Raw genomic sequence first — 23,407 nt, forward strand, 5'->3', positions numbered from 1 at the left:
TGACACTATCAGGGCGCCAAAGCGCCCTGGAGGGCCGAATCGGCATCGGCCGGTTCAGCCGCGGAATCCCTCCGCCAGCAGGTAGACCTCGCGGGAGCGCGCCCGGGAAGCCTCCGGCTTGCGGGTCACCACCCGCTTGAAGCTGCCGCGCAGCTCCTTGAGGTAGGCATCGAACCCTTCCCCCTGAAACACCTTGGCCAGGAAAGTCCCCCCGGGCGACAGGGTCTGGCGTGCCAGATCCAGCGCCAGCTCTACCAGGTACATGGCCTGTGGCTGGTCGATGGCAGCCATACCACTCATATTGGGGGCCATGTCTGACATCACAAGGTCTACCGGACGATTCCCCAGACAGGCGAGGATCTCGTCGAGCACGTGGTCTTCGGTGAAATCGCCCTGCACGAAGTCGACGCCGGCCAGGGCGTCCATCTCGAGGATGTCGGAAGCGATGACCACGCCTCGGTCGCCGACCTTCTCGGCGGCAACCTGGCTCCAGCCACCCGGGGCGGCCCCCAGATCGATCACCGTCATGCCGGGGCGCAGCAGGCGGTCCTTGTCGTCCAGGGCCAGCAGCTTGTAGCTTGCCCGCGAACGATAGCCGTCCTGCCAGCTCTGCTGGACGTAGCGGTCGTCGAAGTGTTCCTTCAGCCAGCCAGCACTGCTCTTGCTGGCGCTGCGCCGCTTGGCGCCGCCCTTGGCACGGGAATCATGGGAAGAGGCCACGGCATCACCTGTGGATGGTCTGGATGACAGGCGGTCGAGCGAATTCCGGACATCGGGGAAGGGGTGCTGACCTGCGACCCGGTCGGGGAGGCTGTGAAGGTGGCCGCGCTTTCGCCGCGAGGCGATTCGCCGTACCATGGAACGCTGCGCGCCAACCGGGAAGAAGCACGATACCATGAGCTTGTCACAGGCACAAAAGAAAGCATTTCGCAGCATCGGCCACCATCTCGACCCCGTAGTGACGGTCTCCGAGAACGGCCTCTCAGAGGGCGTGCTCGCCGAGCTCGACCGCGCCCTGTCCGATCACGAACTGGTCAAGGTCAAGCTGGCCCTGACCGAGCGCGAAGATCGCGCCGCCATGCTCGAGGCGCTGGTCGCGGAGAGCGACGCCGAGCTGGTACAGAAGATCGGCAAGGTCGCCCTCTTCTACCGCCACAACCCCAAGGCCAACCCGAAGCTGTCCAACATCAAGCGCTTCGAAGAGCACCACGGCCGGCGCTGAGCCACCGCGCTTCGCGCGAGCCGTAAGCTGTAAGTCAAACCGAAACACCCCCGAGGTTCTGCCTCGGGGGTGTTTTCTTACAGCTTAAAGCTTATGGCTTACAGCTGCCCGAAGGGCTACAGGTGCTCGACGCTCGAGATCTCGTACTCGACTTCGCCACCAGGGGTACGCACCAGCGCCACGTCGCCCTCTTCCTTGCCGATCAGGGCACGGGCGATGGGAGAGGTGACGGAGATCTGGCCGGCCTTGATGTCGGCCTCGTCCTCGCCGACGATGCGATAGGTCACTTCATCGTCGGTCTCCAGGTTGAGCAGACCCACGGTCACGCCGAAGATGACCTTGCCGGTCTTGGGCAGCTTGGTGACGTCGATGACCTGCGCGTTGGAGAGCTTGCCTTCGATCTCCTGGATCCGCCCCTCGATGAAGCCCTGCTGTTCGCGGGCCGCATGGTACTCGGCGTTCTCCTTGAGGTCGCCGTGCTCACGAGCCTCGGCGATGGCCGCGATCACATTCGGGCGGGCCTCGCTCTTGAGATGATCGAGCTCGTCGCGAAGACGCTGCTCACCGACGACGGTCATCGGAACCTTGTTCATTGACTGACTCCTGCATGCTGTTCCTGTAACCGCCGCACGGTGATGGCATTACCGTACTCGAGCGCCAGACAAACGGCCTTGGCCCCTGCCAGGGTGGTGGCATAGGGAACCTTTCGGGCGAGTGCAGTGCGGCGGATCACCGAGGAATCATTGATGGCCTGACGGCCCTCGGTGGTATTGACGATGTAGGCGACCTCGTCGTTCTTGAGCAGATCGACAATGTGCGGACGACCCTCATAAACCTTGTTGACGATCTCCACGGGCAGATCGGCCGCCTGAAGGGCCGTCGCCGTGCCACGGGTCGCGCAAAGGGTGAAGCCCAATGTTAACAGAGAACGGGCCACCTCGATAACACCCGCCTTGTCCGGCTCGCGCACCGAGAGGAAGGCCTTGCGCTCGCCGGTCAACGCCGGAATCGCCTCGCCGGCGCCCAGCTGCGCCTTGTAGAAGGCCTCGGCGAAGGTGTCGCCCGAGCCCATCACTTCGCCGGTGGATTTCATCTCCGGCGACAGGATGGGATCGACACCCGGGAACTTGTTGAACGGGAAGACCGCTTCCTTGACGCTGTAGGTCTGCGGCACGATCTCGGCCACGAAGCCCTGGTCGACCAGGCTGATGCCGGCCATGCAGCGCGCCGCCACCTGGGCCAGCGAGGTACCGATACACTTGGAGACGAAGGGCACGGTACGCGAGGCGCGCGGGTTGACCTCGATGACGTAGATCTCGCCATCCTGCCAGGCCAGCTGCACGTTCATCAGGCCGTTGACGCCGAGCTCCACCGCCATGCGCTTGACCTGGTCGCGCATCTCGTCCTGCACGTCGGCGGGCAACGAATAGGGCGGCAGCGCGCAGGCGGAGTCGCCGGAGTGCACGCCGGCCTGCTCGATGTGCTGCATGATGCCGCCGATCACCACCTGCGCCCCGTCGGACACCGCGTCGATGTCGACCTCGACGGCGGCATTGAGGAAGTGATCCAGCAGCACCGGCGAGTCGTTGGAGACCTTGACCGCGTGGGTCATGTAGTTCTCCAGCTCGGAAGCGTCGTAGACGATCTCCATGGCTCGGCCGCCAAGCACGTAGCTCGGGCGCACCACCAGCGGGTAGCCAATGGTCTCGGCCTTGGCGAAGGCCTCGTCGAAGCTGCGCGCGGTGGCATTGGGCGGCTGCTTGAGCCCCAGCTTGTCGATCATCTGCTGGAAGCGCTCGCGGTCCTCGGCGCGGTCGATAGCGTCCGGGGTGGTGCCGATGATCGGCACGCCAGCGGCCTCCAGCTCGCGAGCCAGCTTGAGCGGCGTCTGGCCGCCGAACTGCACGATGACGCCGGCCGGCTGCTCCTTGTCGGCGATCTCCAGCACGTCCTCCAGGGTCACCGGCTCGAAGTAGAGGCGGTCGGAGGTATCGTAGTCGGTAGAGACGGTCTCCGGGTTGCAGTTGACCATGATGGTCTCATAGCCGTCGTCGCGCATGGCCAGCGCGGCGTGGACGCAGCAGTAATCGAACTCGATGCCCTGACCGATGCGGTTGGGACCGCCGCCGAGCACCATGATCTTCTTCTTGTCGCTCACCTCGGCCTCGCACTCCTCCTCATAGGTGGAGTACATGTAGGCGGTATCGGAGGCAAACTCGGCCGCGCAGGTATCGACCCGCTTGTAGACCGGGCGGATACCGGCCTTCTGCCGAGTCTTGCGGAATTCCTTCTCGGCCACGCCGAGCAGCCGGGCCAGGCGAGCATCGGAGAAGCCCTTGCGCTTCAGGCGCAGCAGCTCGCGGGAGTCCAGCTCGGAGAGCGAGCGCTTGGCCAGCGCCTGCTCGGTCAGGATCAGGTCCTCGAGCTGGACCAGGAACCAACGATCGATGTTGGTCAGCGCGAACACGTCCTCGACGCTCATGCCGGCGCGCATGGCGTCGGCGACGTAGAAGATGCGGTCGGCACCTGCGGCCTGAAGCTCGCCCTTGATGTGGGCCATGGCTTCGTCGGTGAAGCGGGTGACCTTGGGATCGAGGCCGTCGTTACCGGTCTCCATGCCGCGCAGCGCCTTCTGCAGCGACTCCTGGAAGGTGCGGCCAATGGCCATCACCTCGCCCACCGACTTCATCTGGGTGGTCAGGCGGTCGTTGGCCTGAGGGAACTTCTCGAAGGTAAAGCGCGGAATCTTGGTGACGACGTAGTCGATGGACGGTTCGAAGGATGCCGGCGTGCGGCCACCGGTGATGTCGTTCGAGAGCTCGTCCAGGGTGTAGCCGACGGCCAGCTTGGCGGCGATCTTGGCGATCGGGAAGCCGGTGGCCTTGGAGGCCAGCGCCGAGGAGCGCGAGACGCGCGGGTTCATCTCGATGACCACCACGCGGCCGGTCTTCGGGTCGACGCCGAACTGGACGTTGGAGCCGCCGGTCTCGACGCCGATCTCGCGCAACACCGCCAGAGAGGCGTCGCGCATGTTCTGGTATTCCTTGTCGGTCAGCGTCTGGGCCGGGGCCACGGTGATGGAGTCACCGGTGTGCACGCCCATGGGGTCGAAGTTCTCGATCGCACAGACGATGATGCAGTTGTCGTTCTTGTCGCGAACGACCTCCATCTCGTATTCCTTCCACCCCAGCAGCGACTCGTCGATCAGCAGCTCGTGGTTGTTGGAGAGCTCGAAGCCGCGGGTGCAGATTTCCTCGAACTCCTCCTTGTTGTAGGCCACGCCGCCGCCGGAGCCGCCCATGGTGTAGGACGGACGGATGATCACCGGGAAGCCGAGCTCGCCCTGGATCTCCCAGGCCTCGTCCATGGTGTGGGCGACCTTGGCCTTGGGGCACTCCAGGCCGATGCGCTTCATGGCCTGGTCGAAGAGATCACGATCCTCGGCCATGTTGATGGCGTCGGCGTTGGCGCCGATCATCTCCACACCGTGCTTGTCGAGCACGCCGTGCTTGTCCAGGTCGAGCGCGCAGTTGAGCGCGGTCTGGCCACCCATGGTCGGCAGCACGGCATCGGGCTTTTCGGCCTCGATGATCTTCTCCACCGCCTGCCAGGTGATCGGCTCGATGTAGGTGGCATCGGCCATCACCGGGTCGGTCATGATGGTGGCCGGGTTGGAGTTGACCAGGATGACCCGGTAACCCTCTTCGCGCAGGGCCTTGCAGGCCTGGGCGCCGGAATAATCGAACTCACAGGCCTGGCCGATGACGATCGGGCCAGCGCCGATGATCAGGATGCTCTGGATGTCGGTACGTTTTGGCATGACGGTTCCCGCGGCTAATCGGTGTAAAGACGGACTCGATGGTGACTGAGGATCAACGCTTAGCGGCGTTCCTTCATCATGGAGATAAAGCGGTCGAACAGCGGCGCGACGTCGCGCGGTCCGGGGCTCGCCTCCGGGTGACCCTGGAAGCTGAAGGCCGGACGGTCGGTGCGCTCGATGCCCTGCAGGGTGCCGTCGAACAGCGAGCGATGGGTCGCGCGCAGGGTGTCGGGCAGGGTTGCCTCGTCCGCGGCGAAGCCGTGGTTCTGGCTGGTGATCATCACATGCCCGGTGCCGAGGTCCTGGACCGGGTGGTTGGCGCCATGATGGCCGAACTTCATCTTCACCGAGCTGGCCCCGCTGGCCAGCGCCAGCAGCTGGTGCCCCAGGCAGATGCCGAAGATCGGCACTCCGGTCTCGAGCAACTCGCTGATGGCGGCGATGGCGTACTCGCAGGGCTCGGGATCGCCGGGGCCGTTGGAGAGGAAGATGCCGTCCGGATTCAGCGCCATGACCTCGCTGGCCGGGGTCTGGGCCGGCACCACGGTCAGCCGGCAGCCGCGGGAGGCCAGCATGCGCAGGATGTTGCGCTTGACGCCGTAATCGTAGGCGACCACGTGATAGGGCCGTTCGCTCTCGCCGGCGTCGGCATAGCCCGTACCCAGGGTCCACTCGCCCTCGCTCCACTCGTAGGGGGACTGGCAGGACACCACCTTGGCCAGGTCCATGCCCTTGAGACCGGGAAAGGCCTTTGCCGCGTCCAGGGCGCGTGCAACGGCGTCTTCGCCCTCGGCCTCCGCGCCGGCCAGGATGGCACCGTTCTGGGCCCCCTTGTCGCGCAGGATGCGCGTCAGGCGGCGGGTATCGATATCGGCGATGCCCAGCACGTTCTGACTCGCCAGGTAGTCGGAGAGCGACTGCTCGGAGCGGAAGCTGCTGGCCAGCAGCGGCAGGTCACGGATCACCAGGCCCGCGGCAGCGATGGCGCCGGATTCGACGTCCTCGGCATTGATGCCGGTATTGCCGATATGGGGATAAGTGAGGGTGACGATCTGACGGGTATAGGAGGGGTCGGTGAGGATTTCCTGGTAGCCCGTCATGGCCGTATTGAACACCACCTCACCGCTGGTTTGTCCGTCGGCACCGATGGCGGTGCCATGAAACACACTGCCATCTTCCAAGGCCAGTATCGCGGGTTTGTTCAATGCAACGTCCTCCCAGGTGTAAAGAGACAGCTCGTCAGGAATAGGGCTCGGCTGGCACCCGACGGGCGATTCGACCCACGGCTTTTCGGCCCGTAAAAAAGCGGGACGAAACCCGACAGTAAAGACCGGTTTCATCCCGCTTGTTGTCATTCGCTCGGAACGCAGGGCCGACGCAACAAGCGCTTGCGCGGCGATGGGCCGTCGCCCGGCCAAAATTTGTAGGATTTTAAAGCATCGAGCCTCGATCGGCTACCCCTCGGCGCAGACCAAAGGCTCACTTCAGGCTAATGGCTCAGCGGTTCAAGCTGATGACTCAGTTCAGCCCGATCACGTCCTGCATGTCATAGCGCCCCACCGGCTGGCCGGCCACCCAGCGCGCGGCACGCACCGCGCCCTTGGCGAAGGTCATGCGGCTACTGGCCTTGTGGGTGATTTCGATGCGCTCGCCCTCGGTGGCGAACATCACGGTGTGCTCGCCGACGATGTCGCCGGCACGCACGGTCGCGAAGCCGATCTCCTTGTCGGTGCGCGGCCCGCACTGGCCGACCCGCTCGAATACGCCGTACTCCTTGAGCGGGCGATCCAGGGCCTCGGCCATCACTTCACCCATCTTCAGCGCGGTGCCGGAGGGGGCATCGACCTTGTGGCGGTGGTGAGACTCGATCACTTCGATGTCGTAGCCCTCGTCACCCAGTGCCTTGGCGGCCGTCTCGAGCAGCTTGAGCGTCAGGTTGACCCCGACGCTCATGTTGGGCGCGAAGATCATCGGTACCCGGTCGCGGTAGCCGTCCAGCTCGGCCAGCTCCTGATCGGACAGGCCGGTGGTGCCGATCACCATGCGCTTGCCATGCTCGGCGCAGAAGGCCAGGTTGGCCAGCGTCACCTTCGGGGCGGTGAAGTCGATCAGCACATCGAAGTCGTCGACGATCGCCGCCAGGGAGTCGGCAGCAGCCACCCCCAGCCGACCCTGCCCAGCCAGCTCGCCGAGATCGGCGCCGGCCAGCGAGCTGCCCGGCTCGACGACGCCGCCGGCCAGGCTGGCCTCGGCATCCTGCTGCACGGCGTTGACCAGGGTGCGGCCCATGCGGCCGGCGACACCGACGATGGCGATACGAGTCATGCGGGAACTCCTGAAAGTGACTTGCCTGAAGATGCCCGGAGTATACCAGAGGCCCGAGGGCGGCTGGGGCGTCACGGCGCGCCCGCAGCGGACGGCCTATTGGGGACGGCCCGTTGGGGACGGCCCGTTGGGGACGGCCGATACTTGACCCACACTGGGAGGAGCCGCACAGGAGACGCGCCATGACTCCGCCCCTCGCCCCACTGGCCGCCGACCACCCGCTACCCGCGCTGCTTCGCCGTCACCGGCGGGTGCTGCTGCTCGGTGCTCCCGGCAGCGGCAAGACCACCCTGGCCAAGGCGGCCGCCGCACGACTCGCTGAGGAGGGATGCCCCTGCCGCTGCCTGAGCGCCGATCCGGGCCTGCCGGGCGTCGGGCCTCCCGGGGCGCTGGGGCTGGGCGCCTGGAACGGCGATCACTGGCGCCTCGAGGCACTGGTAGCACTGTGCACTCTCGACGCGTCGCGCTTTCGGTTGCCGCTGGCGGAAGCCGCCCGCCGCCTGGCCGGGGAGGCGCCGCCCGGCTTGCTGCTGGTCGATGCCCCAGGCCTGATCCGCGGCGGCGGGGCCGCCGAACTGTTGATGGCCCTCGCGACCGCCGCCGATGCCCGCGCCCTGCTGGCGATCGCCCCGGCAGACGCCCCGCTGCCGCTGACCGACGAGTGTCGGGGCCTGGGCTTGCCACTCGAGCGGCTCGCGCCCGCCTCCGCGGCGCGCCATTCGGGCAAGCGACAGCGTCGGCTGCAACGCAGTGCGGCCTGGAATGCCTGGCTGGCCGATGCCATCGAGAGCACGCTATCCCTCGACGACCTGGCGGTGCTTGGCACCCCGCCGCCCCGGGAGCCCCCCGAGGCCTGGCGGGGGCGGCAGATCGGGCTGCTGGACGCTCATGGCAATACCCTGACCCTGGGCGAGAGCATCGCCCTGGAGGGCGACCGGCTGCGCCTGCGCACTCCACCTTTCGAGGGGCGAATGCACGCCCTCGTCGTCCGCGATGCGCATCGCGACGGCGAGGGCCGACTGGCCACCGCAGCGCCCTATCGCCCGATCCCTGCGGCACCCGCGCCACCCGAGCTGAGCGTTGCCCTGCCATCGACGGCCCGTTCGGACAATCATCGCCCGGTGATCCGCCTCGAGGCGGCCACGGCCACCCTGATCAACGGCGTGTTCGGCGATCCTCTGCTGCACCTGCGACTGCATCGGCAGCGGCGCCAGCTGCTGTTCGATCTCGGCGATGCCGGACGGCTGCCGGCGCGGCTCGCCCACCGGGTCGGCGATGTCTTCATCAGCCACGCCCATTTCGATCACATCGGCGGCTTTCCCTGGCTGCTGCGCTCGCGAATCGGCGACTATCCGCCCTGCCGGCTATTCGGCCCGCCGGGGCTCGCCGGCCACGTGGCGGCACAGGTCGACGGCGTGCTGTGGGACCGGGTCGGCGACAAGGCACCGCGCTTCGAGGTCGCCGAACTGCACGGCGCCCGGCTCGAGCGCTGGATCGTCATCGCCGGCCGCAACACCCGTCGGCTGCCCGACGCCCCCGCGCCTGACGGTGTGCTGCTCGCCGAGCCAGGCTTCCGGGTGCGTGCCGTCACCCTGGATCACGGCACGCCGGTGCTCGCCTTCGCCCTGGAGCCCGCGGCGCATGCCCGAGTTCGCCGGGAACAACTGGCGGCCCGCGGCGTTTCTCCGGGCCCGTGGCTCGGCGAGCTCAAGCGCCGGGTACTGGCCGGCGAGCCCGAGGCACCGATCGCCCTGCCCGGCGGCCAAGTGCGCCCCGCGGGCGAACTGGCTACCGAGCTGCTCGTCGTCTCGCCGGGCCAGCGGCTGGTCTACGCCACCGACCTGGCCGACACGCCGGACAATCGAAAGCGACTGGTGACGCTGGCGCGGGAGGCGCACACCCTGGTTTGCGAGGCGCCCTTCCTCGAACGGGAAGCGGACCAGGCTCGCGACACCGGCCACCTCACCGCCAGGGCCTGCGGCGAGATCGCCGCCGCCGCCGGCGTGGCGCAGCTGGTGCCCTTTCACTTCTCGAGACGCCACGCCGGAGATACCGCGGCTCTGTATGCCGAGCTCGACGCCGCCTGTCAGCCGTCTCGTCGCGCGCCGGAAGCGGACTCGGCGGGCGCGGAGGACTGAACCAGCAGCAGGACGATGGCCAACAGCACCAGGGCGCTGCCCGGCAGCCAGACCCAGCCGATGCGCGACGGCGACTCGAGGAACAGCAGCAGCATGGAGACGAAAGGCACCAGGTAGCCGTAGGCGGTGACGGTGCCCGGGCCGAGTACCGCAGTGGCCCGCTGCATCAGCCAGAAGGTCAGGGCGCTGGAGCACAGCCCCAGGTAGACGATCAGCAGGCCGTCGCGCCAGGTCATGGCCGCCAGGCGGCCCACCGGCTCAACCGCCAGCCCCAGTGCCCCGATCAGCAGGCCACCGAGCCCCAGGCTCCAGAAGGTGCGCACCGCCGCCGAGGCGGGCAGCCGGCCGCTGACCAGGCCGCGCCGCGACAGCACCGGATAGAGTGCCGAACACACACAGCCGAGGAAGAAGACGGCCTCTCCCATCCCAAGCTGCCACTGGCCGCCGCGCTGCAGGGCCTCCGCCGCGGCCAGCCCCAGGGCACCCACCGCGCCCAGGGCGAGAATCGCTGGCAGCTGCCAGCACAGTCGCTCAACGCCGAACCCCAGCCCCATGCCATAGGCCAGCAGCGGTACGCTGACGTAGAGGGTGGCCATGGACAGCGCCGTGGCATGATGGGCCGCCCAGAACATGGCACCGAAGAAACCCGCCAGGCAAAGCCCCATGGCGGCAAACCACGGCAGGGCTCGCCAGCCGGGCCAGAAGTCCGGCGCTCGACGCACCAGCCCCCACAGCCCCAGGCAGGCGATGGCGAAACGCAGTGCGGTCAACGACAGCGGCGGCAGCTCGCTGAGCAGTCCCACGGCGGGAAATGACAGCCCCACCAGCACCGACCACGCCAGCAGGCCGAGGTGGGCGCCGCGCGCCGACGACCGCTCGATCGTCAATTCTCCCAGACGATCTCCAGCGATTCCTTGCCGGCCATGCGCTCGAGGTGGCTGGCCACCACGCCCTCGAGTCGATCAAGGGCCTCTTCGTCCAGAGCCTCGACGGCCACGTGCAGCTTGCCGGGCTCGGCCCGCATCAGGCAGCTCCCCGCGTCGAAGGTCACCCGCCCCTCGCCCTCGCTCTGCTCAACCTCCAGCTTGTGGGCCCAGTGCTTGCAGAGCCGGTTGATCAGCTTGTCGCCGGATTCGGTGGCAATCTCGGCACGTGAAATCGGCATATCGGACTCCGTGTTCCTTGGTCATGGGCCTCCAGCCTATGACGTCGCCCCCTCCCAGCGCCAGCCCCATGCCGACAACCACGCGTTCGACGTAGCGAGACGGCTATGCTCTCTAGCAGGAGGCTCCGTTCACGACAGGGAGGAAGCGTCATGATCGTCAACTGCGTTGCCTACGAGCAGGGGCGCCGACTGCGCGACATCCGGCCCGAAGAGGTCGCCGAGCACATGGCCCGACCGAACTGCTTCGTGTGGGTGGCACTGCACGACCCCGACCCGGAGGAACTGGCCCCCTTTCAGGACATCTTCGGTCTTCACGAGCTGGCCATCGAGGATGCCCTGCGCGGCGAGCAGCGCCCCAAGGTCGAGGAGTACGGCGAGACGCTGTTCGTCATCATGCACATGATCACCATGCGCGACGAGCGGCTGGAGTCGGGACAGGTAGCGGTGTTCGCCGGCCCCGGCTACGTGCTCTCGGTACGCTTGCGCTCGTGCCAGGGCTTCACCGCCGTGCGCCGCCGCTGCGAACGCGAGCCGAAGCTGCTCAAGCAGGGCCCGGCCTTCGTGCTCTATGCCCTGCTGGATGCCGTCGTCGACCGCTACTTCCCGGTGGTCGAGGCGCTGCAGGCGGAGCTGGAAAGCATCGAGGACCAGATCTTCGTGCGCGGCTCCGCACGCACCAGCCTCGAGCGCCTCTACCAGCTCAAGCGCCAGACCATGCAGCTCAAGCATGCCGCCATGCCGCTGGGCGACGCCGTCAGCCACCTGTTCGGCGGCCGGGTGCCGGCACTTTGCCGCAAGACCCGCGAGTACTTTCGCGATGTCTACGACCATCTGCACCGCCTCGAGGCGGCGGTGGACACCATACGCGAGATGATCATCACCGCGATCCAGGTCAACCTGTCGATGGTGGCCATCGACGAGGGCGAGGTGCACAAGCGCCTGGCGGCCTGGGCGGCGATCTTCGCCGTGGCCACCATCCTCGCCGGGGTCTGGGGCATGAACTTCGCCCACATGCCGGAGCTCGACTGGCGCTACGGCTATCCCCTGGCGCTGCTGATGATGGGGCTGGCATGCGGCGCCCTCTACCGGCGCTTCCGGCGCACCGGCTGGCTGTAGACGCCGTCTCGACGGTGCCTGACGAATCGGCCATACTAGCCGCCGCTTGCGAATAGTAACGATACGCAAGGACGAACGAGAAAAGCTGGCGACAGGGCCTTCCGGAAAACACACGCAGAGACACGGCGAGAGGCATCCGCTCCTCCGTGCCGGCCAGACGCGCCCGGTCTTCGCAGCACCGCCATCAACGAGATCCCCCATGCTGAAATCCCTGCTCAACGCCGTCGGCGGCACGGCCTTCGCCCTCGCATCCTCGGCCGTCCTGGCCGAGAAAATCACCGTCACCGATGTCGCCGGCCGCGAGGTTACCGTCGACGCCCCGGTCGAGCGCATGATCCTTGGCGAGGGCCGCCAGGTCTACCTGCTGGGCGCCCTGCAGCCCGACGCCCCCTTCGCGCATGTCGTGGGCTGGCGCGAGGACTTCTCCCAGGCCGACCCGGACAACTACGCTGCCTATGCCGAGAAGTTTCCCGAAATGGAGGCGCTTCCGACCTTCGGCGGCTTCAAGGACGGCACCTTCGACGTGGAGCAGGCCGCCGCGCTGGAGCCGGATGTGGTGCTGATGAACCTCGAGGCCAGAACGGCCACCGAGGACGCCGGCTATGACGACAAGCTGGCCGAGCTCGGCATCCCCATCGTCTACGTGGACTTTCGTGAGGAGCCGCTCGCGCACACCATCCCCTCCATGCGGCTGATGGGCGAGCTGCTGGGCGAGGAGGACGATGCCGAGGCCTTCATCGCCTTTTCCCGGGAGCAGATGGCGCGCGTCACCGAGACGATCGCTGCCGCCGATCCCGAGCGCCCGCGCGTCTTCATCGACCGCGCCGGCGGCTACTCCGAGGAATGCTGCATGAGCTTCGGCCCGGGCAACTTCGGGGAATACGTCGAGATCGCCGGCGGCACCAACATCGCCGACGGCATCATTCCCAACACCTTCGGCACGCTGAACCCCGAGCAGATCATCGCCGCCGACCCGCAACACGTGGTGGTGACCGGCGGCAACTGGGACGCCTATGTGCCCGGCGGCGCCTGGGTAGGCGTGGGGCCCGGCGCCGACATGGACGCCGCCCGGGCCAAGCTCCAGGCACTGACCGAGCGTACCGCCATGACCGGCATCGAGGCCGTGGAGACCGGCAATTTCCACGCTATCTGGCACCAGTTCTACAACAGTCCCTACTATTTCGTCGCCGTCCAGCGGCTGGCCAAGTGGCTGCATCCGGAACTGTTTGCCGATCTCGATCCCGAGGCCACCCTGCAGACGCTGCACGAGCGTTTCCTGCCGGTAGACTACGCCCCGGGCTACTGGCTCTCGCTGAAGGACCGCTAGGATGCAGGCCGGCATGAATGCCTCGACCACCGACACCGCGTCCCCCGCTCCCCGGGGAAGAGGCTTCTATCGCGCCCTGGTGCTGCGCCGCCAGTTGATCCTCGCCGCCCTGACGCTGGCCCTCTGCCTGAGCCTATGCGTCGACCTGGCCCTGGGTCCGGCCCGCTTCGGCCTGGGCGAGGTAGTAGCCGCCCTCTTCACCCCGGAGGCCGTCAGCCAGCAGGCAAGAGTGATCCTTTGGGAGATCCGCATGCCGGTGGCGCTGATGGCCTTGGTGGTGGGCGCCAGCCTGTCGGTCGCCGGCGCCCAGATGCAGACCATCCTCAGCAACCCGCTGGCCAGCCCCTTCACGCTGGGCATCTCCGCCGGCGCCAGCTTCGGTGCCGCCCTGGCACTGGCCTTCGGTGTGGCGATCGTGCCCGCCGCGGTCGACTACGTGATTCCGATCAATGCCTTCGTGATGGCCATGCTGACCGCCTTCGCGATCCATGCCCTGAGCATGCGGCGCGGGGTGACGATCGAGACCATCGTGCTGCTGGGCATCGCCATGGTGTTCATCTTCAACGCCCTGATGGCGCTGATCCAGTTCTTCGCCAGCCAGCAGGCGGTGTCCGCGGTAGTGTTCTGGACCATGGGCAGCCTGACCAAGGCCACCTGGCCCAAGCTGTGGATCGCGCTTGGCGTGCTGGCCGTGGTGATGCCGCTGCTGGCCCGCCACGGCTGGGCACTGACCGCCATGCGCCTGGGCGACGCCAAGGCCGAGAGCCTGGGGGTGAAGCCCCGCCGGCTTCGCCTGGAAGTCCTGGTGCTGGTCTCGCTGCTGGCCGCCATCGCCGTGGCCTTCGTCGGCACCATCGGCTTCATCGGCCTGGTCGGGCCGCATATCGCTCGCCTGCTGCTGGGCGAGGATCAGCGCTTCTTCTTGCCGGGGGCGGCGCTGTGCGGCGCGCTGATTCTCTCCGTCGGGTCGGTGCTATCGAAGATCATCCTGCCCGGCACCATCATTCCCATCGGCATCATCACCTCGCTGGTGGGCATCCCCTTCTTTCTGTTCCTCGTCCTCAGCCACAAGAAGGCCTCATGGTAACGCTCACGCTAGACCGATTGTCGGCCCGCTACGGCCGCCGCCGGATTCTCTCCGAGATCAGCACGCCCAGCTTCACGGGCGGCCAGGTGGTGGCCCTGCTCGGCCCCAATGCCGCGGGAAAGTCCACTCTCTTCCGCCGCATCCTCGGGCTACTCGAGGGCGACGGCTCGGTGCGCATCGACGGCGCCCTCACGGATCGCCCGCTGGCCTACATGCCTCAGGACAACGGCGCCAACGCGGTGCTGACAGTCTATGAATCCGTGCTGCTGGCACGCATGCAGGGGCGCCGCCTGAAGGTCCAGACCGACGACATGGCCGAGGTCGACCGCGCCCTGGATGACCTGGGCATCGCCGACCTCGGCGAGCGCGACATCGGCGACCTCAGCGGCGGGCAACGACAACTGGTCGGGGCCGCCCAGGCGCTGGTACAGGCGCCCGAGATCCTGCTGCTCGACGAGCCCACCTCGGCGCTGGATCTGCATCGCCAGATCCAGCTGCTGTCGATCCTGCGCCGACTGGCGCAGGAACGCGGAATGCTGGTGATCGCGGCATTGCACGACCTTGGCCAGGCGCTGCGCTTCACCGACCAGGCCATGGTCCTCAAGCGCGGCGAGCTGATCGCCTGCGGGCCGACCGAGGACGTGGTCACCCCCGAGCTGCTGCATCGCGTCTACCGGGTGGCCGCCCGCATCGAACGCTGCTCGAGGGGCGAGCCCCAGCTCATTGTCGAAGCGGCCGTCTGAAGCGACGCCCCTCGAGCGCCGCCAGGCCCGCGCCCCCCAGCACCAGGGGCAGGGCCACCAGGAAGCCGCTGGATGGCGCCAGGCCGAAGATCAGCAGGTCGGCCAGCACCGGCCAGACCAGTGCCACGTACTCGAAGGGGGCCAGGCGGGAGACTTCGGCATAGCGCAGCGCCAGGGTCATGCAGATATGGGCGGCACCGCCGAACAGCCCCGCCATGACCAGCAGCGCCAGCGTCTCCCCGGATACGGCCACCCAGCCCAGCGGCAAGGTGGCAAGCCCCGCCAGGGCCGTGACCAGCACGAAGTAGAAGGCGATGGAGGCGGCCGTCTCGGTGCGCGAGATGCGCCGCACCGTGACCAGCGCCCCGGCCGTCAGTAACGCGGCGAGGACGCCCAGGCCGTAGCCCAGCACCTGCCCCCGGGATTCGCCCAGGTCGGGCACCACCAGCGCCGCCACGCCCGCCAGCACCAGCGCGAAGGCCGCCGCCCGATGCAGGGTGAAGCGCTCGCCCAGCAGCAGCACGCCGCCTATCGCCATGGCCACCGGAGACAGCTGCGCCAGCAGCGTCGCCTCAGCGACCGGCAACCGCGCCACCGCGGCGAAGGAGGCGAACATCGCCGCCGCGCCCAGCCCCGAACGCAGCAGATGCCCCAGCGGGCGCCGGGTCGACAGCGCCCTCGGGAACTCCCGCCGCCAGGCCATGAAGATCACGATCGGCAGCAGCGCGCAGGCCGAGCGGAAGAACACCGTCTGCCCCAGCGGCACCTCAGTGCTCACCGCCTTGACGCACACCATCATGCCCGTGAACAGGATGCCCGACAGCAGCCGGAGTAGAATGCCGGCCAGTGGCCGATCCGTGGCGTTATCCATGAATATCCTTGCGAGTCTTTCAAGAAAAGCGAGCGTGATCGATCTCTGACCAGACACCGACGTCATTTGGCCGAGCGACTGAGGCCGATCTATGAGCAGCAGGACACAGTGCCCAGCTCAAGCTCAAGATAAGCCGGAAGCCTAACACGGCACAGCAGAATCGGGAACGATTCTCATCCCCCCTGCAGATCACACAAACGCACAAGCCTGGATACGCGAGCCCAGAGCTCATAAACTGTATTTAAGTACAGCAACGCTACCTGTGACGCAGCCGGCACAATCACCTTGGCGACCTTACACATGACAGCATGAGCACCTAGGCGAACACGGGGGCTGTACGTTAAAATCAACGTACTCTTACGCTTATTTTGACGTAAAAATGATGCAGACCAGCTCATCAGACGTGGCCACGCATGACTTCCCTGCCCTACGTGGGATGCAGGGTGGGCGCGCATGCTACACCATCATGTGTCCCTTGCGGCTGATTCCACGGCTGTTCCACTACGACGATTCCGGGCTACCACCAGAGCAGCGAGCCCAGCGTGCCATCAACCTGGGACGCATTCCCGAGCTCACGGATTACCTCACAGAGAACCACGAGAACTACATCCTCCCGGCGCTGACGGCCTCGCTAGATCAAGAGGCCGAGTTCACCCCGAGCGGAGATGAGCTCGTACCCCTCGTAGGCACGCTGCGCATTCCTCGCGAGGCACGGCTCCTGATCAACGACGGCCAGCATCGCCGTGCTGCGATTGAACGTGCGGTAACGAAGAAACGGGAGCTAGGCCATGACAGCATCCCGGTGCTTCTCTTCATCGACGAGGGACTGAGACGCAGCCAACAGATGTTTGCCGACCTGAACCGGCATGCCATTCGGCCCAACACATCCTTGAACACCCTCTTCGATAAGCGAGACGCGGCTTCCGAGCTTGCTCGGTGCGTCATGCAAGAAGTTCCCTGCTTCAAGGCCCTAACCGACGTAGAAAAAAGCTCGCTGCCGTTGCGATCTCGCAAGCTCTTTACCTTAAGCAGTATCAAGAGCGCGAGCTGGCGATTCCTCGACAAGCGGAAGCGAGACGATGCCACAGCAGACGAACATGTTCACTGCATCGCCTTCTGGGTGGCCGCGAGCCAGGTCATGCCGGGATGGCTCAATGCCATCCATGATCCACAGCTGCCAGCGCAACTTCGCCAGGGCACCATCCATGCGCATGGCGTTTTCCTGCAAGCACTCGCTGTATGCTGCACCCCGCTTCGTCACGAGACAGAACAACCGAGCATCGAGTGGTATACCGAACGCCTACAACCGTTGGCGCATGTGGACTGGTGCAGGACTAATCCGGAGTGGGAAGGTCGCTGCCTGCGAGATGGCCGTATTTCCAAATCACACACATCTGTCGAACTGCTGGCTTGCTATCTCAAGCAACGCTTGAGCATACCGCTGACCGAGAAGCAGAACGAGCTCGAGGGAGCACTAACACCATGAGCGAAGCCACGCTTTTTGCCAGCCAGGATGAGATGCTGGCGGAACAAAGTATCGCCGGCCGCCCCCTGCCGGACCTAGTAGCCGAGGTTCAGAGCCTATACCTGGAAGATGACCGCCCTTGGGTCATTGGTTTCAGCGGTGGAAAGGACTCAACGGCCGTTTTGTCGCTGATCTATACGGCGATCGAGAAGCTACCTGCACAGCAGCGACACAAACATGTCTATGTCGTCAGCTCTGACACGCTGGTAGAGACACCCATCGTTGTGGACATGGTGTCCTCCACCTTGGAGCGCATCAATAACAATGCGGAAGAACAGGGTTTACCTTTCTCCGGCCATCAGGTGACACCGGAGCCGAACGATACCTTTTGGGTAAACCTTCTGGGCAAGGGGTATCCCGCGCCCACCCAAAGCTTCCGCTGGTGTACGGAGCGGATGAAAATTGACCCCGTCAGCAGCTTCATCCTGGACAAGGTCACTCGGCACGGCGAAGTCGTCGTGGTACTTGGCGCTCGTAGCCAGGAAAGCGCATCTCGTGCCCAGGTAATAGCCAAGCACAAAGTAGATGGCTCACTGCTTTCCAAGCATTCCTCCCTGCCGGGCGCCTATACCTACATGCCCATCGAGGACTGGACCTTCGATGAGGTCTGGATGTATCTCTTAGGCGCGCCGACGCCCTGGGGCGGGACTCACCACCAGCTTTTCGAGCTTTACAAAGACTCGAACGCTGGAGAATGCCCCATCGTGATCGACACCAAGACACCCTCGTGCGGAAACTCTCGATTCGGCTGCTGGACTTGCACCGTCGTCACCAAGGACCGGGCAATGGAGGGGCTGATCGAATCCGGCGAGCTGTGGATGAAGCGTCTCAAGGCCTTCCGTGACCTGCTATACCGGACCACGCTGCCACACAACAAGTCGAAGTACCGTAACCATAAGCGCCGTACGGGCAAGGTTCAGTACGCTCGTGGGCAAATCGATGACGACAGCACCGTTGAAAAGAAGGTCATCCCCGGCCCCTATTGGATGGCATACCGCCAAGCATGGCTCAAGAAGCTTCTTGAAATACAGAAGAACCTGAACGATGGCGGAAACCCGATTCGCCTTATCCATGAGGATGAGCTGAAGCATATCCGCCGGGAATGGCTTAATGACCCGAATGAGCCAGATGCCTTGGATGCCATGCCTGCCATCTATGCCAGCGTGTACGGTTACAAGCTCGACTGGATGCAGGATTCTGCCGGCGTACTAACCCAACAGGATGCAGAGGCGCTGAATGCCGCCTGCCTTGAGCATGGCGCACCGGTAGACCTCGCCGTCAAGCTCCTGCAGCTTGAGCAATCGTTGGATGGCCTCAGCAAGCGTCATGGCGTATTCAAGCGTATTGATACTTTGCTGAATCAGGATTGGGGGGATCTCGGCACACTGCATGCCAAGAAGCACGAAGCGGCCATGACACTCCACAACATGGGCTCTGCGAAATCGAAAGCAACAGACCTTTTTCAGGAAAACGAGAAATACCAAGGCAAGGTCCGCAACGCCAAGAGTGTCTACGATGAGCTTTTGGCAGGCCTTGAAATGCAATACGAGGCGCTGAATTAATGATCCTGAACACACTAAGACTTGGCAATTTCAGGGTCTACAAGGGTGACCACGAAATTGATCTAACCCTGAACGAGACCGGCAAAAACAAGCCCATCATCTTGTTTGGCGGACTCAATGGTGCCGGAAAGACCTCGATTCTGACGGCAGTCCGCCTCGCCTTATATGGTCGCCGTATTCTCGGACCGAAGGTAGGCACTGAAACCTACCACCGTTTTCTAGCCGACAGCATACATAAGCCGAGTGGTGATGGCCGTGTGCCCAATAGTGCCTATGTTCGGCTCTCTTTCACTGATAGCACTGCGGGTGAACAACATAGCTATGACATCGTACGTAGCTGGTTCCGCGACACCAGTGGTGCCATTAGTGAAAACCTGCAGATCACACGAGATGATGAGGTGCTTTCCAACCTCTCACCCGAACAGAGCCAAAGTTTTCTGAATGATCTAATTCCCTATGGGATTGCAGACCTTTTCTTCTTCGATGGCGAAAAGATTTCCGAACTGGCGGAGTCTAAGGGTAACGCTGCTCTTAGCGATGCGATCCAGCGCCTTCTTGGCCTTGATCTGGTCAATAAGCTGCGCGCCGATCTCGGTGTTTACGTCCGTAACCACTCCAAGGGGCGTTTGCCAGATGCCATTCGTGAGGAAGCCGAGAATCTAGAGAAGAAATATCATCAATACTACGAAAGCTACGAGCGCTCGCTTGACGCCAAGGGGATACTAGAAGACCAACGGCATTACTTGAATGCGGAAATTTCACAGTTGGAACAAAAGATTGAAGCTCATGGTGGCGCTTGGTACGAGAACCAAGCGACCGAAAAAGAGCGGATGGAGCGACTGCTCGCTGAACAGGAAAGCATCAGGAGCCGTATTCGTACTCTTAAGGGCTCGCTTTATCCACTCTCTTTAGCCCCCAAAACACTCAAAGGCCTACTGGCACAGCTCGATGCAGAAAGCGCCTATCGTAAGCAGCTGGTGACACACCGAGCGGCTAAGAAACAAGCTAAAGCATTGAGAAAAGAGCTCGAGAAAGCACTTTCCGGTCAAGAAGCCGTGCTCGACCATGCCATTGAAAAGGCTTTTGGCAAGCACCTTAAACCCCCAAAGAGGGTGGAGATGCTGCATGATCTGTCTGATAGCGAGATAGAAAAGCTTCGCCATCAGATTACCGTCGAGGCCCCAAAGCAGAAAGAAGAAGTCGACAGCCTAGAAGAGAAGCTGGAAGCACTTCGTCACCAAATCAGTGAGTGCGCGGCCAATCTCGAGCGCACACCGGATGAGGAACGAATCAAACCGCTGTACCAGCAGCTGCATGAGGCCACGCTGACACAAGGTCGGCTCAACAACCAAATCGAAGAGAAGCGAGAGACGGCGAAACGTGAGCTGCGCGATGCGATGGATTGTATCCGCAAGCTTCGGAAGCTGGAAGAAGAGCATCAGCGCCAGTCCGACAATGCGCATGCTATCGATATAGCTAAAACGCTTCGCAACATGCTTAATGACTATGCTGATCGCGCGAAGAGGAATAAAGTCAGCCAGCTTGAGCACTACTTTTACGAATCTTTTATTCGCCTTGCTCGCAAGGATCATCAAGGTCTGACACCTAAAATCGACCCGGAGACATTTAGTGTCGAACTCGCTTATGCCGACGGGCGACAGCTAGATCGTGAACAGCTTTCGGCTGGTGAGAAGCAAGTTTATGCGACAGCAATGTTAGAAGCTCTGGGGAAAACATCTGGACGCAGACTGCCAATTATTATTGACACGCCATTAGGGCGGCTCGACTCAAAGCATCGCAAAAACCTTATCGCCAACTATTTCCCTAGTGCCAGCCATCAAGTAGTAATTTTATCAACCGACACAGAAATTCGCTTAAACGAAGCACCATTATCTTTCAAGAACTCCATTTCAAAGAAGCATGAGCTAGATTACTCAAACACCTCGGGAAACACTTTCATCAAAGAAGGATACTTCTGATGCTGCCAAATAGATTCTCAATAACACAAAAAGCAGAAGAGCGACTAAAACGAGAAAAAGCCGTCACAGGACTTTCAACCAACATTGCCTCGAGGTTGCTTTTTTGGCGATCCATCGAAAGAGGCGAAGAATTAGAGGTTACCCAGAACATCGAGCCGGGCAAAATGCACCTAGAAAAAACGGTCTGGCTAGGTGAAAGCCAGACCGCAACTGAAACCATACTGCTAAACAAATACCCAGACAGAACTCCAGATGAGCATGCAATCCTTTTTGCTCTTCATGTTGAATCTGGACTATCTAACTAGTTGGAAGCTTAGCACTTGGATAGTACTCATCAACAACTTTTTCTAACATAAGTGCTCCAAGTGCCTTCTTGGCCATTGACTCCTTGACTGCAATTGTCACATCCTCAGAATTTAATTTTTCAACATCATCACTTCTTATTAACTGCGAAATGTCAAAAGTAGAGATTAATTCCTCGCTAATTTCCTGCACATTCTTTTTGTCTGAAAAGAAACCATAACCTCGGCTACCCATGCTTTTTATTATATTTTCAAACTGCCTCACTGATCCTGCCGGACTTTCTTCGACCTGCTTTCTTTTGCAACTACCATTACATACCATGTCTATAAAATAAGCTGCTTTTTTTGCATTATTAGCTCCTGGCGCCATCCTCTCTCCTTTCAACAAAAGCCCTTCAAAAGCAGAAAACTTAAACTCCTCACCAAACAAGGACAAAGACAACTTTTTACTTTTCGAAAAAAATCCACTGTCATATAGACTATTGACTTTATCCACTAAACCGCAATAGTTTTCATGGAGAAAGCTTAGATTACCTCTGTTTTCATTATCTTTAAGTGCCAGCCACCCAAAAAGAGCCTGCTGCCCGACCAACATCGAAAGAATATTATCATTCTTCTTATCTAGCATTTCTTGAGTTTTAGCACGTAGGGCGTCAGCCTCCTTATCCGCCACGTCATTGGATTCAAAAAAACCTTCAAGGGAGATGGCTCTTTTTTCATTTTCACTACTAGCCAAGCCAGAATACTTTTGCTTGGAGTGAGCCACATATCTAAACAACTGAGTCTTGCTAACCCCAGAATCACCATTGAAAAAAAGATCATTGATTTCACGAACAAATTTGAGGCGCCCAAACACTCCGGCAACAATCTCAATGACTTTTTTAGTCTCTCCGTTAGCAATCTCCATTGCACTTTTAACAGGGTACTCAAAAGACTTCTCGGAATTTAAAGCTCTTTCCAACCTCACCTTGTTTTCATCGATCTCTTCTGAAGCCCCCTCAGCATCATTATCAACAAGCTCTAGTTGCTGCCTAAAGTCTTGATTGATGTACATCAGCCTTCTAAGGACTTCCACCTCTCCCTCTGGCAAACCTTTACTTCTCAAGTCATCCGTTTTATTTTTTATTTTTACATCTGTAAGATCATCTGCAGCGGCAGCTTCAACAAAACTCCCAGTATTTCTATGAATTATTCTAGAAAGCTTTCTTAAGCTCGGGAGCCCATCAACTATTTCTTTATCTGCAAGCAGTATTTTTTTTATGACCTCTTCATGCAAAGTCATTATATGAGTGACTTCCCATGGGAAAAGAGAGTCATGGCTTCTGTATCTAATCTTCAACTCTTCATCGTCATTTCCATCCTCACCCACAAGATACTTGTTAAGAAAACTCACATCACCCGTATCAAAAAAACATTGCTTATCTTCAAACTCTTGATATGGATCATCTGACTGATCCCCAGCATCCAAGACACCCAGCGTTTTAGCTGTCAATCTTCTTAGAATATTCCTATCATCTATAAATATCAACTTCTGCTCTGAAACCCGCTTAGGAGTATTGTTTATATCAATAAAAAGCTGCCTAGTTGAGTCAATAACCGACAAATCATGTTTGTTATCAAATACTACAAAAGCTACTGGAAGACTATTCTCAGACCCAGCTCCTTGGCCGGACGTGTCGTAATAATCTCTAACCGCTTTTACCCTATGCTGCCCATCAACCACTAGGGCAGCAATTTTATTTACTGACCATTTCAGCTTGGCTGGAAAGTTCTTTAAAACCCCACCAACATTTTTTTGCGGATTCTTCGCATATATACCATCAATGCTTAAAAAGCCTTCTTCATCATTAGAGTAATACTCTTTTGGCTGATTGTTTTCAACAGGCAAAAGAACCACTGTAATGGCAGGGAAAAACTTTATAGGCTTGTTTTTAGTCCTCAAATACTCCTTTACTATCGAATCTACTCTTTCAACTGATATATTCCTTTGAACAATCTTATGCATCCCCCAGAGCTCTTCACCTCTTAAATCATCCACCAGCATGATATCTTTGTTTTTCTTAAGCTGCTCAACCGGGCAGGCTCCAATAAAAACATGGACATCATTTTGAGCATTTATATTCTGCTTTGTGTAGGAGCACCAGTAGTCTTCTGAAAACTTTTCTTCGTGAACATTTCCGAAGTCCAGTTCCTCTGAAAGCTCACTCGTCATATCATCACTCATC

19 protein-coding genes are annotated in these 23,407 nt (G+C 61.5%); 10 read left to right on the top strand and 9 right to left on the bottom strand.

All coding sequences use genetic code 11. The features are described 5' to 3' along the window. Positions 1 to 54: 54 nt before the first annotated feature. A complete protein-coding gene (gene rlmE / locus ACGTN6_RS02570; RefSeq protein ID WP_394589659.1) occupies positions 55 to 720 on the bottom strand; it encodes a 23S rRNA (uridine(2552)-2'-O)-methyltransferase RlmE in 666 nt (221 codons plus the stop codon). A gap of 175 nt (positions 721 to 895) precedes the next feature. Here rlmE and yhbY point away from each other — a divergent pair, with 175 nt between their 5' ends. Continuing rightward, entirely contained in the window at positions 896 to 1,222 is a 327-nt protein-coding gene (yhbY, locus tag ACGTN6_RS02575) for a ribosome assembly RNA-binding protein YhbY (RefSeq protein WP_394589660.1), read from the top strand. Positions 1,223 to 1,338: 116 nt separating this feature from the next. Here yhbY and greA read toward each other — a convergent pair whose 3' ends face one another. The 4 genes from greA to dapB all read right to left on the bottom strand — a co-directional run bounded on the left by greA (position 1,339) and on the right by dapB (position 7,367). Next, on the bottom strand, positions 1,339 to 1,815 hold the full coding sequence (gene greA / locus ACGTN6_RS02580; RefSeq protein ID WP_183388883.1) for a transcription elongation factor GreA: 477 nt from the start codon (positions 1,813 to 1,815) through the stop codon (positions 1,339 to 1,341). Continuing rightward, the gene (gene carB, locus ACGTN6_RS02585) at positions 1,812 to 5,042 is read right to left on the bottom strand and encodes a carbamoyl-phosphate synthase large subunit (RefSeq protein WP_394589661.1); all 3,231 of its coding nucleotides are present in this window, start codon (positions 5,040 to 5,042) and stop codon (positions 1,812 to 1,814) included. The genes greA and carB overlap by 4 nt, the downstream gene beginning before the upstream one ends. Before the next feature lie 59 nt (positions 5,043 to 5,101). Then, entirely contained in the window at positions 5,102 to 6,247 is a 1,146-nt protein-coding gene (carA, locus tag ACGTN6_RS02590) for a glutamine-hydrolyzing carbamoyl-phosphate synthase small subunit (RefSeq protein ID WP_394589662.1), read from the bottom strand. Between the two features lie 313 nt (positions 6,248 to 6,560). Beyond that, entirely contained in the window at positions 6,561 to 7,367 is an 807-nt protein-coding gene (gene dapB, locus ACGTN6_RS02595) for a 4-hydroxy-tetrahydrodipicolinate reductase (protein WP_394589663.1), read from the bottom strand. A 182-nt stretch (positions 7,368 to 7,549) separates the two neighbouring features. Between dapB and ACGTN6_RS02600 the strand changes: the two genes are divergently transcribed. Continuing rightward, positions 7,550 to 9,505: an MBL fold metallo-hydrolase gene (locus ACGTN6_RS02600; RefSeq protein ID WP_394589664.1), complete on the top strand. Its 1,956-nt coding sequence runs from the start codon at positions 7,550 to 7,552 to the stop codon at positions 9,503 to 9,505. Here the strand turns inward: ACGTN6_RS02600 and ACGTN6_RS02605 are convergent. Both ACGTN6_RS02605 and ACGTN6_RS02610 read right to left on the bottom strand, forming a co-directional pair. Beyond that, a complete protein-coding gene (locus tag ACGTN6_RS02605) occupies positions 9,454 to 10,392 on the bottom strand; it encodes an EamA family transporter (protein ID WP_394589665.1) in 939 nt (312 codons plus the stop codon). The two genes, ACGTN6_RS02600 and ACGTN6_RS02605, sit on opposite strands and share 52 nt — an antisense overlap. Further along, entirely contained in the window at positions 10,389 to 10,670 is a 282-nt protein-coding gene (locus tag ACGTN6_RS02610; RefSeq protein WP_183388888.1) for a DUF2218 domain-containing protein, read from the bottom strand. The genes ACGTN6_RS02605 and ACGTN6_RS02610 overlap by 4 nt, the downstream gene beginning before the upstream one ends. 150 nt (positions 10,671 to 10,820) lie before the next feature. Between ACGTN6_RS02610 and corA the strand changes: the two genes are divergently transcribed. From corA to ACGTN6_RS02630, 4 genes are all read left to right on the top strand, one after another. Beyond that, complete coding sequence (corA, locus tag ACGTN6_RS02615) at positions 10,821 to 11,786, top strand: magnesium/cobalt transporter CorA (protein ID WP_394589666.1); 966 nt, start codon at positions 10,821 to 10,823, stop codon at positions 11,784 to 11,786. A gap of 199 nt (positions 11,787 to 11,985) precedes the next feature. Then, a complete protein-coding gene (locus tag ACGTN6_RS02620) occupies positions 11,986 to 13,113 on the top strand; it encodes an ABC transporter substrate-binding protein (RefSeq protein WP_394589667.1) in 1,128 nt (375 codons plus the stop codon). Between the two features lie 13 nt (positions 13,114 to 13,126). Continuing rightward, on the top strand, positions 13,127 to 14,200 hold the full coding sequence (locus ACGTN6_RS02625) for a FecCD family ABC transporter permease (RefSeq protein WP_394589668.1): 1,074 nt from the start codon (positions 13,127 to 13,129) through the stop codon (positions 14,198 to 14,200). After that, positions 14,194 to 14,943 carry an ABC transporter ATP-binding protein gene (locus ACGTN6_RS02630; RefSeq protein WP_394589669.1) on the top strand — a complete coding sequence of 250 codons (750 nt, stop codon included), beginning with the start codon at positions 14,194 to 14,196 and terminating at the stop codon, positions 14,941 to 14,943. The genes ACGTN6_RS02625 and ACGTN6_RS02630 overlap by 7 nt, the downstream gene beginning before the upstream one ends. Here ACGTN6_RS02630 and ACGTN6_RS02635 read toward each other — a convergent pair. After that, entirely contained in the window at positions 14,921 to 15,814 is an 894-nt protein-coding gene (locus tag ACGTN6_RS02635) for a DMT family transporter (protein WP_394589670.1), read from the bottom strand. The two genes, ACGTN6_RS02630 and ACGTN6_RS02635, sit on opposite strands and share 23 nt — an antisense overlap. A 379-nt stretch (positions 15,815 to 16,193) precedes the next feature. On the opposite strand from ACGTN6_RS02635, the gene dndB reads away from it, so the two are divergent. Genes dndB through ACGTN6_RS02655 form a run of 4 tightly spaced genes read left to right on the top strand, consistent with a single transcriptional unit; the run spans position 16,194 to position 21,185 of the window. Beyond that, positions 16,194 to 17,300 carry a DNA sulfur modification protein DndB gene (dndB, locus tag ACGTN6_RS02640; protein ID WP_394589671.1) on the top strand — a complete coding sequence of 369 codons (1,107 nt, stop codon included), beginning with the start codon at positions 16,194 to 16,196 and terminating at the stop codon, positions 17,298 to 17,300. Further along, positions 17,297 to 18,901 carry a DNA phosphorothioation system sulfurtransferase DndC gene (dndC, locus tag ACGTN6_RS02645; RefSeq protein WP_394589672.1) on the top strand — a complete coding sequence of 535 codons (1,605 nt, stop codon included), beginning with the start codon at positions 17,297 to 17,299 and terminating at the stop codon, positions 18,899 to 18,901. Before dndB ends, dndC begins: the two co-directional genes overlap by 4 nt. After that, complete coding sequence (dndD, locus tag ACGTN6_RS02650) at positions 18,901 to 20,880, top strand: DNA sulfur modification protein DndD (RefSeq protein ID WP_394589673.1); 1,980 nt, start codon at positions 18,901 to 18,903, stop codon at positions 20,878 to 20,880. The genes dndC and dndD overlap by 1 nt, the downstream gene beginning before the upstream one ends. Continuing rightward, complete coding sequence (locus ACGTN6_RS02655) at positions 20,880 to 21,185, top strand: DndE family protein (RefSeq protein ID WP_394589674.1); 306 nt, start codon at positions 20,880 to 20,882, stop codon at positions 21,183 to 21,185. Before dndD ends, ACGTN6_RS02655 begins: the two co-directional genes overlap by 1 nt. Here the strand turns inward: ACGTN6_RS02655 and ACGTN6_RS02660 are convergent. Then, positions 21,178 to 23,406 (bottom strand): DNA sulfur modification protein DndB, encoded by a 2,229-nt coding sequence (locus tag ACGTN6_RS02660; protein WP_394589675.1) that lies wholly within the window; start codon positions 23,404 to 23,406, stop codon positions 21,178 to 21,180. The two genes, ACGTN6_RS02655 and ACGTN6_RS02660, sit on opposite strands and share 8 nt — an antisense overlap. Position 23,407: the final 1 nt, after the last annotated feature.

Source organism: Halomonas sp. B23F22_20, assembly GCF_043496985.1.
Lineage (GTDB): Bacteria > Pseudomonadota > Gammaproteobacteria > Pseudomonadales > Halomonadaceae > Halomonas.

Bases quoted from the DNA above. Each gene is read 5' to 3' on its own strand.
- ACGTN6_RS02620 (WP_394589667.1), top strand. From the start codon at position 11,986: ATGCTGAAATCCCTGCTCAACGCCGTCGGCGGCACGGCCTTCGCCCTC.
- corA (WP_394589666.1), top strand. From the start codon at position 10,821: ATGATCGTCAACTGCGTTGCCTACGAGCAGGGGCGCCGACTGCGCGAC.
- carB (WP_394589661.1), bottom strand. From the start codon at position 5,042: ATGCCAAAACGTACCGACATCCAGAGCATCCTGATCATCGGCGCTGGC.
- dapB (WP_394589663.1), bottom strand. From the start codon at position 7,367: ATGACTCGTATCGCCATCGTCGGTGTCGCCGGCCGCATGGGCCGCACC.
- ACGTN6_RS02625 (WP_394589668.1), top strand. From the start codon at position 13,127: ATGAATGCCTCGACCACCGACACCGCGTCCCCCGCTCCCCGGGGAAGA.
- dndC (WP_394589672.1), top strand. From the start codon at position 17,297: ATGAGCGAAGCCACGCTTTTTGCCAGCCAGGATGAGATGCTGGCGGAA.
- dndB (WP_394589671.1), top strand. From the start codon at position 16,194: ATGATGCAGACCAGCTCATCAGACGTGGCCACGCATGACTTCCCTGCC.
- yhbY (WP_394589660.1), top strand. From the start codon at position 896: ATGAGCTTGTCACAGGCACAAAAGAAAGCATTTCGCAGCATCGGCCAC.
- ACGTN6_RS02630 (WP_394589669.1), top strand. From the start codon at position 14,194: ATGGTAACGCTCACGCTAGACCGATTGTCGGCCCGCTACGGCCGCCGC.
- ACGTN6_RS02600 (WP_394589664.1), top strand. From the start codon at position 7,550: ATGACTCCGCCCCTCGCCCCACTGGCCGCCGACCACCCGCTACCCGCG.
- dndD (WP_394589673.1), top strand. From the start codon at position 18,901: ATGATCCTGAACACACTAAGACTTGGCAATTTCAGGGTCTACAAGGGT.
- greA (WP_183388883.1), bottom strand. From the start codon at position 1,815: ATGAACAAGGTTCCGATGACCGTCGTCGGTGAGCAGCGTCTTCGCGAC.
- ACGTN6_RS02660 (WP_394589675.1), bottom strand. From the start codon at position 23,406: ATGAGTGATGATATGACGAGTGAGCTTTCAGAGGAACTGGACTTCGGA.
- ACGTN6_RS02610 (WP_183388888.1), bottom strand. From the start codon at position 10,670: ATGCCGATTTCACGTGCCGAGATTGCCACCGAATCCGGCGACAAGCTG.
- ACGTN6_RS02655 (WP_394589674.1), top strand. From the start codon at position 20,880: ATGCTGCCAAATAGATTCTCAATAACACAAAAAGCAGAAGAGCGACTA.
- ACGTN6_RS02635 (WP_394589670.1), bottom strand. From the start codon at position 15,814: ATGGATAACGCCACGGATCGGCCACTGGCCGGCATTCTACTCCGGCTG.